Genomic DNA, 16,568 nt, shown 5'->3' with positions numbered 1-16,568 from the left:
ACGGGAAGCAAGGTTGCTTCACGCTCCGAGCGATTATTCGGGACCGTCGTCTCCGCATAAGCCCGATAAAGCGCCGGTTTCCCCTTCATTTCCCGGGCATCCGGCGGTCCGTCCGCTCTAGCATTCGTGCCATGGAACTTCGCCTCTCACCCGTTACTTCGCCACTCGCCTCCAGCGCACTGAACCCGGCGCGCGGCACCAAGGCCGTGGAGGACACCGGCTTCGCGGGTGCGCTGTCGGGTGCGCTGAAGGAAGTCAGCGCTTCGCAGAACGAGGCGACTGCAATGCAGCGCGAAGTGCAGCTGGAAAATCCGAACGTGAGCCTGGAGCAGACGATGGTCGCAATCCAGAAAGCTCAGATCGGCTTTCAGGCGACGATGCATGTGCGCAACCGGATGGTCCAGGCCTATACCGATATCATGAACATGCAGGTTTGACGCTTAAGTTCTAGCTTTCGGCCCAATAAGCAAAAGCTGCAACGTCGCAGTTAAAGCCGAAGTACCCAGATTTTTCAGACTGGAAAAAGTCCTACAGAAATACCTTGTAACAATAATGAAAATACATTGTTGTCTCAGGAGGTTGTAGTGATTTTTGCCTGTTTTATCGTGTTGGTGGTAACTGCCGTGTTCGTCATGGAGCAATGGTGGGGAAGAGATGTCGATAGCGCGCTGTCGGACCGCGTACGCATGTCGATGGCCGCCGTAAAAGCCTGAACCTTTAGCGCGGTCGCTTTAAAGAAGCGACCGGATGTCGGGTTTGACCAGCAAATTGTTATTCGAGTCGGCTTGAAGAAATCCACGTTCTTCCAGCGATCTCAGTGCCTTGAAAACCATCTCGCGGGAAGAGCCGACCCTCTTTGCCATGTCCTGTTGCGAGATCTTGCCTCTGATGACGAGCCCGCCCAGGTCGTCGTCTTCGGCCAGCTCCAGGAGCATGCGGGCGACTCGACCATTGACGTCCATCAGCGCCAGCGACTCGATCTGTTCATTTGCATAACGCAATCGCTTGACCAGAACGCGCAGGATCTTCTGGGTCACCGTCGATGCGTCCGGCATGAAACGCTCGAATACCTCGCGACGCAATATCAATACATCCGACTCCATATCCGCCCTGACCGACGCGGAATGAGACTCGCCGTCGATAAGACTCATCTCACCGACGTAATCGCCCGATTTCAAGATCGAGATGATGACTTCCTTGCCGTGGTTGTTCACGCGAAGCACATGCGCGCGGCCATTGAGGAATATGTGCAGCGCGTCGGTAATTTCGCCCTGGCGGACGATGTACCCGTCCTTCTTGAAGCGCTCCTTCGTGACGTTTGCGGAAATCTCGTCCAGCTGCTCCGGCGTCAAAGCCGAAAACAGCGGCACTCTTTGCAAAAGTTGGGCGGCAGATAACAAAGTCATGGTGTTTGTAAACACCCTACAACGTTCTTGGTCAATTGTGAGTCAGATGCCAGCCCGTCTGGTGCCGATGTTGGGCGCGCTTCGTGCTAGCCGGAAGCGAACCTCACTGCCGCCAAAATTTCCATGACCAACCTCCGCTTCACCCGGCGCCATGCGCTGCAATCCCTCGCCGCCGGCCTTGCGGCAGCAGCGCTTCCTGCTTTTGCACAATGGCCCGACAAGGTCATCAAGATCGTCGTCACTTTCCCGCCGGGTGGCGCCAGCGATGTGGTCGCACGCGTGATGGCCGAGCAATTGACGAAGAAGCTGGGCCAGCCCGTAGTCGTCGACAACAAGCCCGGCGCGGGCGGAACCATCGGCGGTGCGCAGGTCGTTGCGGCTGCGCCCGACGGCTACACGCTCATGCTGTCGAACACGACGCCCGTCGCGCTCGGCCCGTTCACGCTGGAAAAGCAGCCTTACGATCCGTTGACCGCCTTCACCCACGTTGCCTACCTCGGTGCCGCGCCGCTGGTTATCATGGCCAGCAAACCGTCGGGCATCAAAACGTACGCCGATCTGGAAGCACTCGCCCGCAAGGAAGGCCGACTGGATTTCGGGTCCGGCGGGCCCGGTTCGATCGGGCACATCCACGGCGAGCTGCTCAAGCAGATCACCGGCATCAACATGGTGCACGTGCCCTACCGCGGCGGCGCACCCATGACAACCGACCTGATAGCGAACACTATTCCGGTCGGCATCGACGTCATCACTGCCTATGTGCCGTTCTTCAAGAGCGGTCAGCTGGTGCCGCTCGCCGTCACCGGCAACCAGCGCTCGCCGCTGATGCCGGACGTGCCGACGATGGCGGAGCTGAAGCAGCCGAAGCTGGTGCTGGAAAACTTCTTCGGCCTGTCGGGCCCCGCAAAGCTGCCCGCAGACGTAGTGACGCGATTGAATGCGGCATGCAACGAGATTCTGGTGATGCCGGAGATCCAGAAGAAGCTGATCGACCTCGGAATCGTCGGCAAGCCGGAGACGGCTGCGGTGTTCACCGACTTCGCCAGGAACCAGGTCAATTTGCTGGGGCCGGTGGTGAAGGGGGCCGGGATCAGGCTGTAAAGGGCGTTGCCTGGCGCGTCGCGCGAAGCGGCCAACTTGGCGACAGGTGTTATCTTTTTGTATAACATCAGTCGTCAACTCCAGGAAGTGCAATGCACACCACAAATCTCCGCAAGGTCGGCGGCTCCGTCATGATGGCCGTTCCACCTGCATTCCTCGATCTTCTGAATCTGCAGGCAGGCGCCGCGGTTGCAATGACCATTGAGCAAAACCGCCTCGTGATCGAAGCCAAGTCGCGTACGCGTTACAGCCTGGAAGAACTTCTCGCGCAGTGCGACACGACGGCACCGATGTCAGCCGAAGACAGCGACTGGATCGACGCAGCGCCGGTCGGTAAAGAGTTGCTTTGATGGATCGCGGAGATATCTACAGAGTGACCCTAAACCCGACATCGGGACGCGAGCAAAAAGGCACACGGCCCGTACTGATCGTTTCGCAATCGGCCTTCAACCGGCTGACTGGCACGGCGGTCGTGCTGCCGATCACGAACGGGGGAGACTTCGCACGTACGGCTGGGTTCGCCGTCTCGCTGATGGACACGGGTACGGAAACCGCCGGCGTCATCCGATGCGACCAGCTTCGCGTGCTCGACGTCGGCGCGCGAAAAGGCAGGAAGCTGGAAAGTGTTCCTGAATCGGTTCTGGATGAAGTGATGGCAAGGCTGCTGCCGATCTTCGAATAGATCAGCTCCGTGACCGGCGACCGCTTCCTCAATGAATCATCTGCAGCTTCGCATCGAACAACTGGTCGAACTGCGAAAGCCAGGGCTCTGCAAGCACGCGGATTTCCGCGTCGTGACGCAGGATCCGCTGCATCACCCGCAGTTTCTCCGCACGGTCTTCGCGCGGCAGCTCTTCGGTGCGGGCCTTGAAGCGCAGTTGCTCGATCAGCACGGCGCAGACGCCTTCGCAGCGTACGACGGCATCCCAGTCTTCGCTGCGGGCAGCTTCGAGCATCTGCCGGCTGGCTTCCTCGATGGCCTGGTAATAGTTGAGCAGCCTGTCCTGCATATGAGACTCCGTCCGAAGATCCTGCTGACTGGTCACACCCATGTGTGTTTGTGGCGCGCGGTTCATGCCGGTTGCGCGTTGCGAAGACGGCCCATCTGTTTCCAGCCGTCGGCGACGGGCGAGATCAGCGCAACCACTTCGGCCAGCGCGTTTGCATCGTTGCGAAGGTTGGCATGCGTCAGCCGACCGATGCAGTAGTCGTACAACGCGCGCAGTTTAGCTGCGAGATCGCCTCCGCGCGCGTCGTCCAGCCCGCCCTTGAGGCCCTCTTCGAGCAGGCGCACCGCGCGCTGGATCTGCAAGCCCTTGCCGGCCACGTCGCCGCGCGAAAGCGCACCGCGGGCGGCGTTCACAGCCTGGAGCAGGCCGTCGAACACCATGTTGATCAGCTGGTGCGCATCGGCGCCGGCGACGCCGGACTGGGCGCCCACGGTGTTGTAGGCGGCGGCGGCGCGGAGGCTGGGAGGTGTGTACATGGCGGTGTCCTTGGGTTCTTGGCAGTGCGTTTGCAGCTCTTGTATGAGTTATCGGCAACCTGCGGTCGAACTCAATGGTTGATTAGCTGGTGGACTTGTTCCACTGTGCAATTTGTTGGGTAACGTAGTTCCCGAGCGTGGTCAGCGACGACATCTTGGTATCGAGCGCGGTGTATTGCTTGCGAAGCCGGGCTTCGATCAGCGTCAGACGGTCGTTCACCTTGTCTTGATCCTTGCCGTTGGACTTCTTCTCGGACTGCAGGGATGTCGTCTTGCTGTCCAGCGTGCCGGTGGCCGCGATGGCCGCCTGCGTGAAGGCGGAAAAGCGCGTCGCGAAGCCGGTGGCGCTGTCGCCTGCCGCCGCACCCGCCGGGGCGGAGAAGAACTGTTGTACCGCGGTCGGATTCTTCAGCGCCTTGTCGAGCTTCGCGCTGTCGACGACCAGGTTGCCCGCGCCGGCGCTGCCGATCGACACGCCCAGATCCGACAGCTGCTTCAGCGTACCGCCGCCCGAAGCCGCGCCGAGCAGCTGGCGCAGCGCGTTCTGGAGACCGGTGGTCGTGGCGTCGCCCTGCAACAAAGCCGCCGTCTTGGTATCGGCGTCGTACTTGGTCGCCGAATTGAGCATCGTGTTGGTCGCGTTGTAGGCGGTCACGAATGCGTTGATGGCGGACTTCATCGCGCTGGTGTCGGTCGATGCGGTGATGTCGACCGGCGCCGTGGTGACCTGCGACAGCGTCAGCGACAGGCCGGGAATGCTGTCGGCCAGCGTGTTGGTCGCCGATTCGACGGCGATGCCGTTGATCGTCGCCTTGGCGTTCTGGCCGTATTGCACGTTGTTGGCGGCCATGCCGGCGCCGGCAGACGGATTGTCGAATGACAGGGCGCCCAGACCGGCGCCGCCGGTGCTGCCGTCGTCGGTCGCCTGCACCCGGAAGCCCGCGGCTTCGCCCGTGGTGCTGGAGCGAAGCATCAGGCGCTCTCCGGAAATATCTTTCAGCACCGTCGCCGTGACGCCGGCACCGGCTGCATTGATCTTGGTGGCGATGTTCGCCATGGTGTCGTTGGCGTCGATGCCGACCGAGACCGCAGCGCCGTCACCCGCGGTGAAGCTCGGGCTGGCGCCGCTGCTCCAGGCGCCGAGCTGGATCGACAGGCTGCCGCTGCCGACGGCCGCGCCGCTGGCCACCGCTGCGGAAGCGACGGATTGCGTTCGTGCAAGCTGCGTCACCGAAACGCTGAGCGAGCTCAGCGACGCGTCGGATCCGGTCACGACACTGGCGGACACGGCCGTGCCGTTCGACGAGCTGACCGACTTCGCGGTCCAGGTCGCCGCCTTGGCCAGCGCGGTCACCGCATCCGACAACGTCGAGATCTGGGACTTGACCGAGCCGAACGCCGAAATCTTGCTGTCGAGCGTGGTGGCCTTGGTCTGCAGCGTGGTGAGCGGCTTCTTCTCGATCGCCATCAGTTTGCCGATGGTGGTCTCGACATCGATGCCGCTGCCAATGCCCGCCGATGAAATCGTTGCCATTGCGTACTCCAGAAAATAAAAAGGCGGCGACGGAGATTGTCCGTTCGCCGCCTCCGGGTGAACCCGTCAGGAAGCCCGTGAACGGGCCCCAATTCGGTCGATCGCCCGATTACTTCAGCAGCGACAGGACCGACTGCGGCAGCTGGTTGGCCTGGGCGACCATCGCAGTGCCGGCCTGCTGCAGGATCTGCGAACGCGACATGCTGGCGGTTTCCGCGGCGAAGTCGGCGTCCTGGATGCGGCTGCGCGATGCGGTCAGGTTTTCCGTCGTGGTCGACAGGTTCGACACGACCGACTCGAAACGGTTCTGGATCGCGCCGAGGTCGGCACGCGCCGCATTCACCGACTTCAGGGCTGCGTCCATGGCCAGCATGGCGTTGTCCGCACCGTCGACCGTATCGACGGTCAGGCCGGCGAAACCGGTCTGCGCCGAGCCAGCAGCGGTGATGGTCGCAGCTGTCGTACCGGCGGTGAGACCAGTGTTGGTCAGCGTGCCGCCCACGGTGATCGGTGTGCTGCCCGAGCTGGTCAGCGTGATGGCACCGGTGGTTCCGTCTGCCGTCGCGACCACGCCGGTTTCGCCCGTCTTCTTGTTGATCGCAGCAGCGACGTTCGCGCCCTGCGTAGCCACGGTCGTACCTGCGACGACAGCGCCGATGCCCATGCCGTTGATGGTGAAGGCGTTGGCGGTGATGCCGCCGAAACCTGCAGGAGCGGCGCCGGCGGTCGTGGCCGAGTAGGTGTCGACGCTGGTCCAAGCACCGAGCGCTGCAGTGTTCGCATTCGCGATGCCGGACACGTTCACAGTCTCGCCCTGGTTGGCACCGACCTGGAACTTCTGCGCCGTGAACGAACCGTCGAGCAGCTTGGTGCCGTTGAACGACGTCGTGTTTGCCACGCGGTCGATTTCAGCCTTGAGCTGGCCCACTTCCTTCTGCAGAGCGGCGCGGTCGTCGGTCGAATTGGTCGCGTTGCGGGACTGCACGGCCAGTTCGCGGATGCGCTGCAGGTTGTTGCCGATGGTGCCAAGCGCACCTTCAGCGGTCTGCGCCAGGGAGATGCCGTCGTTGGCGTTGCGCGACGCTTGTGTCAGGCCCTTGATCTGCGAGGTCATGCGCTCCGAGATGGCGAGGCCGGCGGCGTCGTCCTTGGCGCTGTTGATGCGCATGCCGGACGAGATGCGCTGCATCGAGGTGGCCAGCGCGTTCTGGCTGGACGACAGGTTGCGTTGGGCGGTGAGCGAGCTGATGTTGGTGTTGATGATCGAGGCCATGAGAAAACTCCTAGTAGCTAGATGGGTTGCGGCATCGCTGCCACCGGTCGAACCCCGCTTTGAGGCCCGATGAGTGGTTTTCGGGCGATCCCGGCAAACCCTTTAGCTTTTTATTTTTTACTTTCAGCCCTCAAGAAAACGGCCGAAGTGAGGAGTACCCCTGAAACAAGTTGTCGCCATCGCACAACATTCGACGGAAATTCAGGAGCCAAGCAGCAAAAGTTTTTCTGGAAGCGCTCGGACGACAGTTTCGGAGACCCCGCGAAGCACAGCTGCCAAATAAGAACAAAGGTGAACTTTCTCATTCCGATCGGCACGCTTCTGTCTGCAAAGTACATAACCAAAGTCTTCATTCGAAAAATATGAGTTCTTTGGTTGTAAGAATTTGCCTTGCAACGCTGTCGGGAAACGCAACATCGTTAACATCTCTTTACCTATTAAAGTTCTTGTTACCGAATTCAGAATCGGCTCATCGAACGACGGGCTTCAACCCAAAAGGTAACTGAAATGACGAGTGAACAGATGCTGACGGAGATCAAGGAAGCCAACCTGACTTACCTCATGCTCGCGCAAAACCTGATCCGTCAGGACAAGCCGCAGGCCTTGTTCCGGCTCGGAATCTCCGAAGAGTCGGCCAGCCTGATCGAGATGCTCACGCCGGCCCAGGTCATGAAGCTGGCTTCCGGAAACATGCTGCTGTGCCGCTTCCGCGCCGGCGACGACATGGTCTGGAACCTGCTGACCAATCACAACCTGGCCGGTCGCACCGCCAACGACGCGACGACCCGGCTTCACGCCAACATCGTGATGTCGAGCAGCTTCGCCGAAACCTCGTTCTGAAGTCAACAGGGAACCGTCGCCATGGCCACCCAGAAAAGCATCCTCGGCGAATCGCGCCAGATCGAGCGCGCCGTCAGCCTGATCCAGATGGGCGCGCGCCTGCAGGTGCTCGAAAGCGAGACCGCGCTGTCTTATGAACGGCTGCTGCGGCTCTACAAGGAAGTCGCCGGCAAGTCGCCGTCGAAAGGCCAGCTGCCGTTCTCGACCGACTGGTTCCTGACATGGCAGCCGAACATCCATGCCTCGCTGTTCCAGAACATCTACACCTACCTCAACAAGACCAGCGACATCGACGGCATCGATGCGCTGATCAAGGCCTACCAGCTCTACACGGAGCAGACCGATGCCTGCGGCCTGGAGCAGCAGCTGTCGATCACCCGGGCCTGGCGTCTGGTGCGTTTCATGGAAAACGACATGCTGGCCATGACGAAGTGCTGCAAGTGCGGCGGACATTTCGTGACCGAACCGTATGAGAACGCCCGCAACTATGTGTGCGGACTGTGCGAGCCGCCGGCACGCGCCGGCAAGGGCGCGGCAGTGGGAAGCATCCAGCTGCAATGACGCCGCCGCGCCTGCGCTAAGACATGAGAAGGGCCCTTTCGAGGGCCCTTTTTCATCGACCGGCAGAAGCCCGTACAGGGCCAAATAACGACTACTGAACCTCGAAAAGCGCCATGTTCGTCATCATCGGTTACCTCGTCGCAATCGGCTGCATCTTCGGCGGCTACATCATCCACGGCGGCAACATCGCCGTGGTGTTGCACGCCCTGCCGATCGAAATGATGGTGATCGGCGGTGGTGCGCTCGGTGCCTTCGTGGTCAACAACCAGCCGAAGGTGCTCAAGGGCACGATGAAGCTGCTGCCGCAGGCCTTCAAGGGATCGAAGTACACCAAGGCGCGCTACCTGGACCTGATGGCACTGCTCTACGACATCCTGCAGAAGGCACGCAAGGACGGGCTGATGTCGATCGAGAAGGATGTCGAGTCGCCGCAGGATTCGCCGATCTTCCAGAAGTACCCGAAGCTCGCTGCCGACCATCACGTCGTCGAGTTCACCACCGATTACCTGCGCATGATGGTGTCGGGCAACCTGAACGCGCACGAGATCGAGTCGCTCATGGACAGCGAGATCGACACCCATCACGCCGAGGCGCACGCGCCGGTTTCGGCCATAGCGCGCCTGGCCGGCGGCCTGCCGGCGTTCGGCATCGTGGCCGCCGTGCTGGGCGTGGTGAACACCATGGGTTCGGTCGGCCAGCCGCCGGCCGTGCTGGGCGGAATGATCGGCTCGGCGCTGGTCGGCACCTTCCTCGGGATTCTGCTGGCCTACGGCATCGTCGAGCCGCTCGGCGGACTGCTGGAGCAGAAGGTCGAGGACGGCAGCAAGGAACTGCAGTGCATCAAGACCACGCTGCTGGCGAGCATGCAGGGCTACAACCCGACGACCGCCATCGAGTTCGGCCGCAAGGTCCTGTTCTCCACCGAGCGCCCGAGCTTCACCGAGCTCGAGGCGTACGTCAAAAAGAAGTAGAGCGATGACGAAGAAGCTTCAGCCGATCATCATCAAGCGGGTCAAGAAATCCGCACACGCCCACCATGGCGGCGCCTGGAAGATTGCGTACGCCGACTTCGTGACGGCCATGATGGCGTTCTTCCTGCTGATGTGGCTGCTCGGCTCGACCGCGCAGGGCGACCTCCAGGGTATCGCCTCCTATTTCAATTCGCCGCTCAAGGTGGAGATGTCGGGCGGACCGGGCTCCGGCAGCAGTTCGAGCATCGTGACCGGCGGGGGCACCGACCTGACGCGTACCAACGGACAGGTGAAGCGGTCGTCAGACGGCAAGGGCAAGGACAGCGGCCCGCTGAACGAAGACAACAAGCGCGGCGAGCAGGCCAAGCAGGACGCGCGCCGCATGAACTCCTTGCGCGCCAAGATCGAGTCGATGATCGAGGCCAATCCGAAACTGCGCGAATTCCGCTCGCAGATCCGGCTGAACGTGACGATCGACGGGCTGGAGATCCAGATCGTCGACGACAAGAACCGCCCGATGTTCGACAGCGGCAGCGCACTGGTGAAACCGTACATGCGCGACATCCTCCACGAGATCGGCACCGCGCTCAATGGAATCGAGAACCGCGTGAGCCTCGCCGGTCACACGGACGCCGCGCCCTACGGAAACGGCGAACGCGGCTACGGCAACTGGGAGTTGTCCGCCGACCGCGCGAACGCATCCCGCCGCGAGCTGGTGAGTTCGGGCATGCCGGACGACAAGCTGGTCCGCGTGGTGGGTCTGGCTGCGAGCGATCTGCTCGACAAGGACAACAGGATGGCGCCGGTGAATCGGCGCATCAGCGTGACGGTGCTGACGCGCGATGCCGAATCGCGCCTGTTCGGCGGCGCACGCATGGAAGGGAACGATGCGGTGAAGGCGATCACGGATCAGATCGCCAAGGAGCAGCCGAAGGCGGATGCAGCGCCCGCGGAGAACGAAGCGCCAGCGACATCGGCGACATCAGCGAGAGCCGGCGCATCTGTTTCGCTGGTCTCGCCGGTGAAGCGCTGACAGGATTTTTGGCAGGACTATAGAACTGGCATTCCTGCGCCCAACTCACGAGAGTTCAATGCAAATCACGTGTGGAGGGCGGCAGGATTGCGCTCTTCGCTCTTACAAGCGAATGATGACGGGGAAGCTCTCTTGGCTTTGTTGCGCTTGATGTGCGCTTGCACCCGGTGCGCTCTGCGATTGATACGGCCAAGTTCCAAGGGACGTAACTCCTACCGGAAACTGATTGAATTCGGTCACGTTAGGCGGTAACTGGCCAAAACCAAAGTAGCCCTGCGGGCCTGTTTCGGTGCTCCTCACACCCATCGGAATGCCATGCGGAACAGGAATCTCAGTTCGCCTTGGGTGTGACAGCAATTTTTCGACTTCCCGTTGGTAATGGGCGATTTCGCTCGGACCGCTGAAAGGTCGCGAGTTGAAATGCTGACCTTGCTGTGCGCCGCTAGACTGGCCTTGCCAAAAGCCGTAAGGCTGACCTTGCTGCGAGCCGTAGGTTGAACCTTGCCGAGAGCCCTGAGGCTCAACTTCGTATGGGCTGTAAGACGAAACTTGCTGCGCACTGTTGTAGATCGGCGTGTTGCCATGTGGCTGTGCGTTGCTGTAGTGCTGTGCGGAACGCGGATCGGGGAAGCGCTGTGTCGCCTGCGCAGTCGTAGGAAAACTGGGGGTGCTGGACATCGCCGGAGCATGGAAAGCGCTCCGAGGTAAGGCTTCTACACCGTAACGTCGAATTTCGGCAATTCGCTGATGCAGGCTATTTGCCCCTTGAGGGAAATCGAATGGTTGACGCGTAAAGCCATTTGAAGCTGACTCTGTCCTATTTTGCTGATGCGGCGAATAGCTCGCACCTGATTGCGCAATGCTGCCTCGGCCTTCAACCACTTGAAAAAGACCTGCCTGATTTTGATTCGGTCTATTCGGATTGATCCACGACCGCGGAGGCAGGGGCGGAGCGAGTTCTGAAACATTCGCGTAATACGGTCCTTGGAGATTCTCGTACGGATGCGGAGAGCCGGAATGACCTATATGCGGTCTACTGTAAGTTTGCTGCATCTGGCCGAGCCTTGGGCTGGCCTGCTGCGAGCTCGCGGAACTCGAAACCGACTGCCCAAAAACAGATCTAGTTATTTCTCTTACATTGCCGATTGCCATTTGATTCACCATGTGCAGTTGAATGTTGAGTACTGAATGCCGGATGCACCCGATACGAAAAAGCGAAATTTCCGCCGTATGCGACTGTAGGTTCTTCATCTTGAATGCATATCGGACTACTCCTAAAATCAAGATCAAAACAATTGACCTGTCTTTTCTGGCGCCATAAGCGTATTCAGCATGGCACGCAAAGCAAATGCAGGCTCCGAAATCGACTTGGTCCAGCAGCCCGGCGCCCCAGACGAATCGAAAGGCACCGTTTTCCCCCTCTGATCGCCCTTTAGATTTCCCGTCCGCTTCGGACAATCCATGGCAACGCACCACGCAACGCCATGTCATCCAGCAGCCAGGACAAACAACTCCCCGCCACGCAGCGCAAGCTCGACCAGGCGCGCAAGGACGGCCAGGCCGCGCGTTCGCGGGACCTCTCGCATCTGGCGGTGGTCGGTACCGGCGCGGTCGCGCTGCTGTTGCTTGCGCCGGCCGGCTTCGACCATCTGCGCGCTGCGCTGGTCTCGGCGCTGGTCTTCGATGCCGGCAGCGTGGCCGACCCGGCCGACATGCTGACGCGGCTGGGCAAGCTGGTGGCCGTCGGATTGACGGTCGCCGCGGTGTTCGCGGGCATCGTGACCGCCGCCGCGCTCGGCAGCGCCGTCGCGGCCGGCGGCTGGGTCGCTAGCTTCAAGGCGATCACGCCCGATCCGGGCCGGATGAATCCGCTGAAAGGCTTCGCCAACCTGTTCACCAAGCAGCAGGTCTTTAACGTAGCCAAGCTGGTGTTCCTGTCGGCGCTGCTCGCAGGCGCGGGCTGGATCTTCATCAGCAGCTCGATCGACACGGTGGTGCGGCTGGTGCTGCAACCATCGCCGTCGTCGTTGCGCGCGCTGGGCGACTGGCTGGTGTCGGGCCTCGGGCTGGTGCTGCTGGTAGTGCTGGGCGCGGCTGTCGTCGACGTGCCGCTGCAGGGCTTCTTCCACCGCGCCAAGTTGAAGATGTCGCATCAGGACGTGAAGCAGGAGCACAAGGAATCCGACGGCGATCCGCACACCAAGGGCCGCCAGCGCAAGGCCGCACGCGAAATTTCCCAGCGTTCCAGCATCACCGCCGTGCCGCGCGCCGACTTCATCCTGATGAACCCGACGCACTTCGCGGTCGCGCTGCGCTACGACGAGAAGACGATGAACGCGCCGCAGGTGATTTCCAAAGGCGCGGACCTGCTCGCGATGCGCATCCGCGACATCGCGACCGAACACAAGATCCCGGTGCTGCAGTCGCCGCTGCTCGCGCGCGCCCTCTTCGCACATGCCGAACTCGACCAGTCGATTCCGTCCAGCCTCTACACCGCCGTCGCGCAGGTGCTGGCTTATGTCTATCGCCTCAAGGCCGCGATGCGCGGCGAAGGCCCGATGCCCAAGGAACAGCCGGAGCCCTACGTGCCGCCTGAACTCGACCCGCTGAACAAGAACGCGAAAGCTGCCAAGCCATGAATCCGAACCTCACCTTGGCCCGCCAGTGGTTGGGCACCAACGGCGCCGTGTTCCAGCGCGCCGCCGCGCCGATCCTGGTGGTGTCGATCCTGGCGCTGATGGTGCTGCCGATTCCGCCGTGGCTGCTCGACGGCTTCTTCACGCTCAATATCGCCGTCGCGCTGATGGTGATGATGGTCGCGGCCTACATGGTCCGACCGCTCGACTTCGCGGCTTTTCCGAGCGTGCTGCTGCTGACGACGCTGATGCGCCTGTCGCTCAACGTCGCGTCGACGCGCGTGGTGCTGCTCGAAGGCCACACCGGCCCCGGCGCGGCAGGCGCGGTGATCGAGGCTTTCGGGCACTTCCTGATCGGCGGCAACTTCGCTGTCGGCTTGATCGTGTTCGCGATCCTGGTGGTCATCAACTTCGTGGTGGTCACCAAGGGCTCGGAACGCATCGCCGAAGTCTCGGCACGCTTCGCGCTCGACGCGATGCCCGGCAAGCAGATGGCGGTCGATGCCGACCTCAGCTCCGGCAACATCGACGAAAAAGAGGCCCGCCGCCGCCGCCTCGAAGTGGCGGAAGAAGCCAACTTCTTCGGCTCGATGGACGGTGCCTCCAAGTTCGTGCGCGGCGACGCCATCGCCGGCATCCTGATTCTCATCATCAGCATCGTCGGCGGCTTCACCATCGGCGTGCTGCAGCACGGGCTGTCGCCGGGCAAGGCGGCCGATACCTATGTGCTGCTGGCGGTGGGCGATGCGCTGGTCGCGCAGATTCCCGGCCTGCTGATCTCGGTGGCCGCGGCGATGGTGATCTCGCGCGTGGGTCGCGAAGACGACGTCGGCAAGCAGATCGTGCAGCAGCTGCTGACCTCGCCGCGCGTGCTCGGCCTGACCGCCGGCATCCTCGGCATGCTGGGCCTGATTCCGGGCATGCCGCACGTGGTGTTCCTCGGCATGTCTGCACTGCTCGGCTACGGTGCATGGGCGATCCACCGCCGGCCGGCGCCGGTCGCGGAAGCGGCGGCGGCCACCGGTCCGGCGCCAGACGCCGAAGCCACCTGGGACGATCTGCAACCCGTCGATCTGCTCGGCCTGGAGCTTGGCTATCGCCTGATCGCGCTGGTCGACAAGAGCCGCCAGGGCGACCTGCTGACGCGCATCAAGGGCGTGCGTCGCAAGTTTGCGCAGGAGGTCGGTTTTCTGCCGCCGGCGGTGCACGTGCGCGACAACCTCGAACTCAAGCCGAGCGGCTATCGCGTGACGCTGCGCGGTGTGGTCGTGGCCGAGGGCGAGGCTTTCCCCGGCATGTACCTGGCGATCAATCCGGGCGGTATCACGATGCCGCTGCTCGGCACGCCGACCACCGATCCGGCCTTCGGCCTGCCGGCGCACTGGATCGAGGAACGGCAGAAGGAAGCCGCACAAATGGGCGGTTTCACGGTGGTTGATTCGGAGACCGTGATGGCCACTCACTTGTCACACTTGATGCAGGTTCAGGCAGCGCGGCTGCTGAGCCGCACCGAAACCCAACAACTGGTCGAACACGTGAGCAAGCTGGCCCCCAAACTGATCGAGGAAGTCGTGCCCAAGCTGGTATCGATCGCCACCTTCCAGAAGGTGCTGCAACTGCTGCTCGAAGAGTCGGTCAACATCCGCGACATCCGCACCATCGTCGAGACGCTGGCCGAGCATGCCGGCGCCACCACCGATCCGCTGGAGCTGGCCCGCCGCGTGCGCATGGCGCTGGCACCGGCCATCGTCCAGCAGATCTACGGCTCGGTGAAGGAGCTGGACGTGATCGCGATAGAACCCGGCTTCGAGCGGCTGCTGATGCAGGCGCTGGGCAATCCGCAATCGCCGGCGCTCGACCCCGGCGTGGCGGACGTCTTCACCCGCACCGCAGCCGAAGTGGCGCTCAAGCAGGAAGAGCGCGGCGTGCCGGCCTGCCTGCTGGTGCCCGACGCGATCCGCAACTCTCTGGCCCGCCTGCTCAAGCGCGCCGCGCCACGCCTGCAGGTGCTGGCGCACAGCGAGATTCCTGAAACCCACACGATCCGTATCGGCCCGATCCTCCGAGGAGCCAACGCATGAACCAGCAGCACCAGCCGCAGCCGCAGCAGCAGCACATTCCGATCCAGCGCTTCCAGGCGCCAACCGCACGCGAAGCGCTCGCGATGGCGCGGGCCGCTTTCGGCGATGAGACGCTGATCCTGTCGAACCGGCAGATCGCCAACGGCGTCGAGGTGATGGCTTCGACCGAGGCTGCGCTGTCGCAGCAGGAATCGGCTCCATCGACCTACCCGGCTTCCCCGGCTTCCTCGATGGCACAGACCCTGGCACTGCCCTTGCCGCTGTCGCAAGCTTCATCGGAAGCAACCGAGCCCGTTGCCGCCGTGAAGGTACAGGCACCGACGCTGCAGCCGGCAGCCTCCGAACAAAGCGTCAACGCCGATACCGAGCAGCTCGCCATGAGCACGCTTTCTTTCCAGGACTATGTCCGCGAGCGCATGCTCCGCCGCCAGCAGGACACGACGGCCGCGCCCGCCGAGCCGGCGGCGCCGGCAGCACCCGCAACGCCGTTCTTCGGTGCGCCTTCGTTCGGTGCCGCGCCGGCGACCGCGCCCTCGACCGCACCCGTCGCAGTCCAGCCGCCGGTGCAAGCGGCATCGCCCGCTCCCGCAAGCCTTGCTCCGTCCACCCAGTCGACCCCGGCCACCCCGGCCACGCAGGCTGCTCCGGCTCCGGCGATCGCTGCGGCAGAAGACACCTCCCGTGTCGTCATGGCCGAACTGCAGGCCATGAAGCGCCTCATGGAAGACCGCTTCAACACGCTCTCCTGGCTCGGCCAGGCACGCCAGAACCCGCTGCATTCCAACCTGATGCTCAAGCTGGTTCGCGCCGGCTACTCGCCTTCGCTGGCCCGCACGCTGCTCGAACCGCTGGCCAACGAGACCGATCCGGCAGCCGCCGTGCGGGAAATCATGCTGTCGCTCGAATGCATGCTGGGTGTGTCGACCGACACGCCGTCGCTGGTCGATGAAGGCGGCGTCTTCGCGCTGATCGGCGCGACCGGCGTCGGCAAGACGACCACCACGGCCAAGCTTGCCGCACAGTGCGCCCGTCTGTACGGCGCGCACAGCGTCGGCCTGGTCACGCTCGACACCCACCGCGCAGGTGCGCACGAACAGCTGCGCGCGTACGGCCGCAGCATGGGCGTGGTCGCGCACCTGGCGCACGACCGTGCCGAGCTGAAGGAACTGCTGGCGCTGCTGTCGGGCAAGAAGATGGTGCTGGTCGACACCGCCGGCATCGCGCCGCGCGATACGCGCCGCCAGGAACTGCTCGGCCTGCTGGACCTGCCGTCGATCAAGCGCGTGCTGGTGCTCAACGCCGGCGCGCACGGCGACACGCTCGACGAAGTCGCAACCGCCTTCCAGCCGGCCGGAACCAACTACGCCATCCTGTCGAAAACCGACGAAGCCGCCAAGACCGGCCCGGCCATCGACACGCTGATCCGGCATCGCCTGGTGCTGCGCGGCGTTGCGGACGGCCAGCGCGTGCCGGAAGACTGGCAGGCGCCCGATGCCGCGGCGCTGGTCCGCGCATCGATGCGCGCGACGCAGCGATCGGCTTTCGATCCGCGCGGTGCCGACATGGATTTCTACTTTTCGCCTGCCGAATGCGCCGTTTGAGGTAACCCGTCATGCATGCAGGCACCTTCTCTTCACGGATGTACC

Annotated in this window: 17 protein-coding genes; 11 read left to right on the top strand and 6 right to left on the bottom strand. The window is 62.7% G+C overall.

The annotated features are described in order from the left end of the window. The first annotated feature begins 131 nt into the window (after positions 1 to 131). A complete protein-coding gene (fliE, locus tag ACSFA3_RS08820) occupies positions 132 to 437 on the top strand; it encodes a flagellar hook-basal body complex protein FliE (RefSeq protein WP_435505071.1) in 306 nt (101 codons plus the stop codon). A 294-nt stretch (positions 438 to 731) separates the two neighbouring features. Here the strand turns inward: fliE and ACSFA3_RS08815 are convergent, their stop codons facing one another. Next, entirely contained in the window at positions 732 to 1,406 is a 675-nt protein-coding gene (locus ACSFA3_RS08815) for a Crp/Fnr family transcriptional regulator (protein WP_435506186.1), read from the bottom strand. A gap of 123 nt (positions 1,407 to 1,529) precedes the next feature. On the opposite strand from ACSFA3_RS08815, the gene ACSFA3_RS08810 reads away from it, so the two are divergent. The 3 genes from ACSFA3_RS08810 (at position 1,530) to ACSFA3_RS08800 (ending at position 3,189) form a co-directional block, all read left to right on the top strand. Next, the gene (locus tag ACSFA3_RS08810) at positions 1,530 to 2,507 is read left to right on the top strand and encodes a Bug family tripartite tricarboxylate transporter substrate binding protein (RefSeq protein ID WP_435505070.1); all 978 of its coding nucleotides are present in this window, start codon (positions 1,530 to 1,532) and stop codon (positions 2,505 to 2,507) included. A 92-nt stretch (positions 2,508 to 2,599) separates the two neighbouring features. Beyond that, positions 2,600 to 2,857, top strand: a complete 258-nt coding sequence (locus tag ACSFA3_RS08805; protein WP_435505069.1) for an AbrB/MazE/SpoVT family DNA-binding domain-containing protein — start codon at positions 2,600 to 2,602, stop codon at positions 2,855 to 2,857. Then, a complete protein-coding gene (locus ACSFA3_RS08800; RefSeq protein WP_435506185.1) occupies positions 2,857 to 3,189 on the top strand; it encodes a type II toxin-antitoxin system PemK/MazF family toxin in 333 nt (110 codons plus the stop codon). The genes ACSFA3_RS08805 and ACSFA3_RS08800 overlap by 1 nt, the downstream gene beginning before the upstream one ends. Positions 3,190 to 3,217: 28 nt before the next feature. On the opposite strand, the gene ACSFA3_RS08795 is transcribed toward ACSFA3_RS08800, so the two are convergent. The 4 genes from ACSFA3_RS08795 to ACSFA3_RS08780 all read right to left on the bottom strand — a co-directional run bounded on the left by ACSFA3_RS08795 (position 3,218) and on the right by ACSFA3_RS08780 (position 6,800). Further along, on the bottom strand, positions 3,218 to 3,517 hold the full coding sequence (locus ACSFA3_RS08795) for a flagellar protein FliT (protein WP_435505068.1): 300 nt from the start codon (positions 3,515 to 3,517) through the stop codon (positions 3,218 to 3,220). A gap of 62 nt (positions 3,518 to 3,579) precedes the next feature. Continuing rightward, entirely contained in the window at positions 3,580 to 3,993 is a 414-nt protein-coding gene (gene fliS / locus ACSFA3_RS08790; RefSeq protein WP_435505067.1) for a flagellar export chaperone FliS, read from the bottom strand. Positions 3,994 to 4,075: 82 nt separating this feature from the next. Continuing rightward, positions 4,076 to 5,527: a flagellar filament capping protein FliD gene (gene fliD, locus ACSFA3_RS08785; RefSeq protein ID WP_435505066.1), complete on the bottom strand. Its 1,452-nt coding sequence runs from the start codon at positions 5,525 to 5,527 to the stop codon at positions 4,076 to 4,078. Between the two features lie 109 nt (positions 5,528 to 5,636). Continuing rightward, the gene (locus ACSFA3_RS08780) at positions 5,637 to 6,800 is read right to left on the bottom strand and encodes a flagellin (RefSeq protein ID WP_435505065.1); all 1,164 of its coding nucleotides are present in this window, start codon (positions 6,798 to 6,800) and stop codon (positions 5,637 to 5,639) included. 507 nt (positions 6,801 to 7,307) lie between these two features. On the opposite strand from ACSFA3_RS08780, the gene flhD reads away from it, so the two are divergent. The 4 genes from flhD (at position 7,308) to motB (ending at position 10,205) form a co-directional block, all read left to right on the top strand. Beyond that, the gene (gene flhD / locus ACSFA3_RS08775) at positions 7,308 to 7,640 is read left to right on the top strand and encodes a flagellar transcriptional regulator FlhD (protein ID WP_435505064.1); all 333 of its coding nucleotides are present in this window, start codon (positions 7,308 to 7,310) and stop codon (positions 7,638 to 7,640) included. A 21-nt stretch (positions 7,641 to 7,661) separates the two neighbouring features. Next, the gene (flhC, locus tag ACSFA3_RS08770; RefSeq protein ID WP_435505063.1) at positions 7,662 to 8,201 is read left to right on the top strand and encodes a flagellar transcriptional regulator FlhC; all 540 of its coding nucleotides are present in this window, start codon (positions 7,662 to 7,664) and stop codon (positions 8,199 to 8,201) included. 113 nt (positions 8,202 to 8,314) lie between these two features. Next, positions 8,315 to 9,172: a flagellar motor stator protein MotA gene (motA, locus tag ACSFA3_RS08765; RefSeq protein ID WP_435505062.1), complete on the top strand. Its 858-nt coding sequence runs from the start codon at positions 8,315 to 8,317 to the stop codon at positions 9,170 to 9,172. A 4-nt stretch (positions 9,173 to 9,176) separates the two neighbouring features. After that, entirely contained in the window at positions 9,177 to 10,205 is a 1,029-nt protein-coding gene (gene motB / locus ACSFA3_RS08760) for a flagellar motor protein MotB (RefSeq protein ID WP_435505061.1), read from the top strand. A gap of 102 nt (positions 10,206 to 10,307) precedes the next feature. Here motB and ACSFA3_RS08755 read toward each other — a convergent pair whose 3' ends face one another. Further along, positions 10,308 to 11,663, bottom strand: coding sequence for a hypothetical protein (locus tag ACSFA3_RS08755; RefSeq protein WP_435505060.1), 1,356 nt, complete (start codon positions 11,661 to 11,663; stop codon positions 10,308 to 10,310). 26 nt (positions 11,664 to 11,689) lie between these two features. Between ACSFA3_RS08755 and ACSFA3_RS08750 the strand changes: the two genes are divergently transcribed. Genes ACSFA3_RS08750 through flhF form a run of 3 tightly spaced genes read left to right on the top strand, consistent with a single transcriptional unit; the run spans position 11,690 to position 16,523 of the window. After that, positions 11,690 to 12,844 (top strand): EscU/YscU/HrcU family type III secretion system export apparatus switch protein, encoded by a 1,155-nt coding sequence (locus ACSFA3_RS08750; protein WP_435505059.1) that lies wholly within the window; start codon positions 11,690 to 11,692, stop codon positions 12,842 to 12,844. Then, on the top strand, positions 12,841 to 14,922 hold the full coding sequence (gene flhA / locus ACSFA3_RS08745) for a flagellar biosynthesis protein FlhA (RefSeq protein WP_435505058.1): 2,082 nt from the start codon (positions 12,841 to 12,843) through the stop codon (positions 14,920 to 14,922). The genes ACSFA3_RS08750 and flhA overlap by 4 nt, the downstream gene beginning before the upstream one ends. Further along, positions 14,919 to 16,523 (top strand): flagellar biosynthesis GTPase FlhF, encoded by a 1,605-nt coding sequence (flhF, locus tag ACSFA3_RS08740; RefSeq protein ID WP_435505057.1) that lies wholly within the window; start codon positions 14,919 to 14,921, stop codon positions 16,521 to 16,523. The genes flhA and flhF overlap by 4 nt, the downstream gene beginning before the upstream one ends. Positions 16,524 to 16,568: the final 45 nt, after the last annotated feature.

The sequence above is a fragment of the Variovorax glucosi genome (assembly GCF_051216695.1).
Taxonomy (GTDB): domain Bacteria; phylum Pseudomonadota; class Gammaproteobacteria; order Burkholderiales; family Burkholderiaceae_C; genus Variovorax.
This window is presented reverse-complemented; position numbering and strand designations above follow the sequence as displayed.

Bases quoted from the DNA above. Each gene is read 5' to 3' on its own strand.
- motA (WP_435505062.1), top strand. From the start codon at position 8,315: ATGTTCGTCATCATCGGTTACCTCGTCGCAATCGGCTGCATCTTCGGC.
- ACSFA3_RS08815 (WP_435506186.1), bottom strand. From the start codon at position 1,406: ATGACTTTGTTATCTGCCGCCCAACTTTTGCAAAGAGTGCCGCTGTTT.
- flhA (WP_435505058.1), top strand. From the start codon at position 12,841: ATGAATCCGAACCTCACCTTGGCCCGCCAGTGGTTGGGCACCAACGGC.
- ACSFA3_RS08810 (WP_435505070.1), top strand. From the start codon at position 1,530: ATGACCAACCTCCGCTTCACCCGGCGCCATGCGCTGCAATCCCTCGCC.
- flhD (WP_435505064.1), top strand. From the start codon at position 7,308: ATGACGAGTGAACAGATGCTGACGGAGATCAAGGAAGCCAACCTGACT.
- fliE (WP_435505071.1), top strand. From the start codon at position 132: ATGGAACTTCGCCTCTCACCCGTTACTTCGCCACTCGCCTCCAGCGCA.
- ACSFA3_RS08780 (WP_435505065.1), bottom strand. From the start codon at position 6,800: ATGGCCTCGATCATCAACACCAACATCAGCTCGCTCACCGCCCAACGC.
- ACSFA3_RS08750 (WP_435505059.1), top strand. From the start codon at position 11,690: ATGTCATCCAGCAGCCAGGACAAACAACTCCCCGCCACGCAGCGCAAG.
- flhC (WP_435505063.1), top strand. From the start codon at position 7,662: ATGGCCACCCAGAAAAGCATCCTCGGCGAATCGCGCCAGATCGAGCGC.
- flhF (WP_435505057.1), top strand. From the start codon at position 14,919: ATGAACCAGCAGCACCAGCCGCAGCCGCAGCAGCAGCACATTCCGATC.
- fliD (WP_435505066.1), bottom strand. From the start codon at position 5,527: ATGGCAACGATTTCATCGGCGGGCATTGGCAGCGGCATCGATGTCGAG.
- fliS (WP_435505067.1), bottom strand. From the start codon at position 3,993: ATGTACACACCTCCCAGCCTCCGCGCCGCCGCCGCCTACAACACCGTG.
- ACSFA3_RS08795 (WP_435505068.1), bottom strand. From the start codon at position 3,517: ATGCAGGACAGGCTGCTCAACTATTACCAGGCCATCGAGGAAGCCAGC.
- ACSFA3_RS08800 (WP_435506185.1), top strand. From the start codon at position 2,857: ATGGATCGCGGAGATATCTACAGAGTGACCCTAAACCCGACATCGGGA.
- motB (WP_435505061.1), top strand. From the start codon at position 9,177: ATGACGAAGAAGCTTCAGCCGATCATCATCAAGCGGGTCAAGAAATCC.
- ACSFA3_RS08805 (WP_435505069.1), top strand. From the start codon at position 2,600: ATGCACACCACAAATCTCCGCAAGGTCGGCGGCTCCGTCATGATGGCC.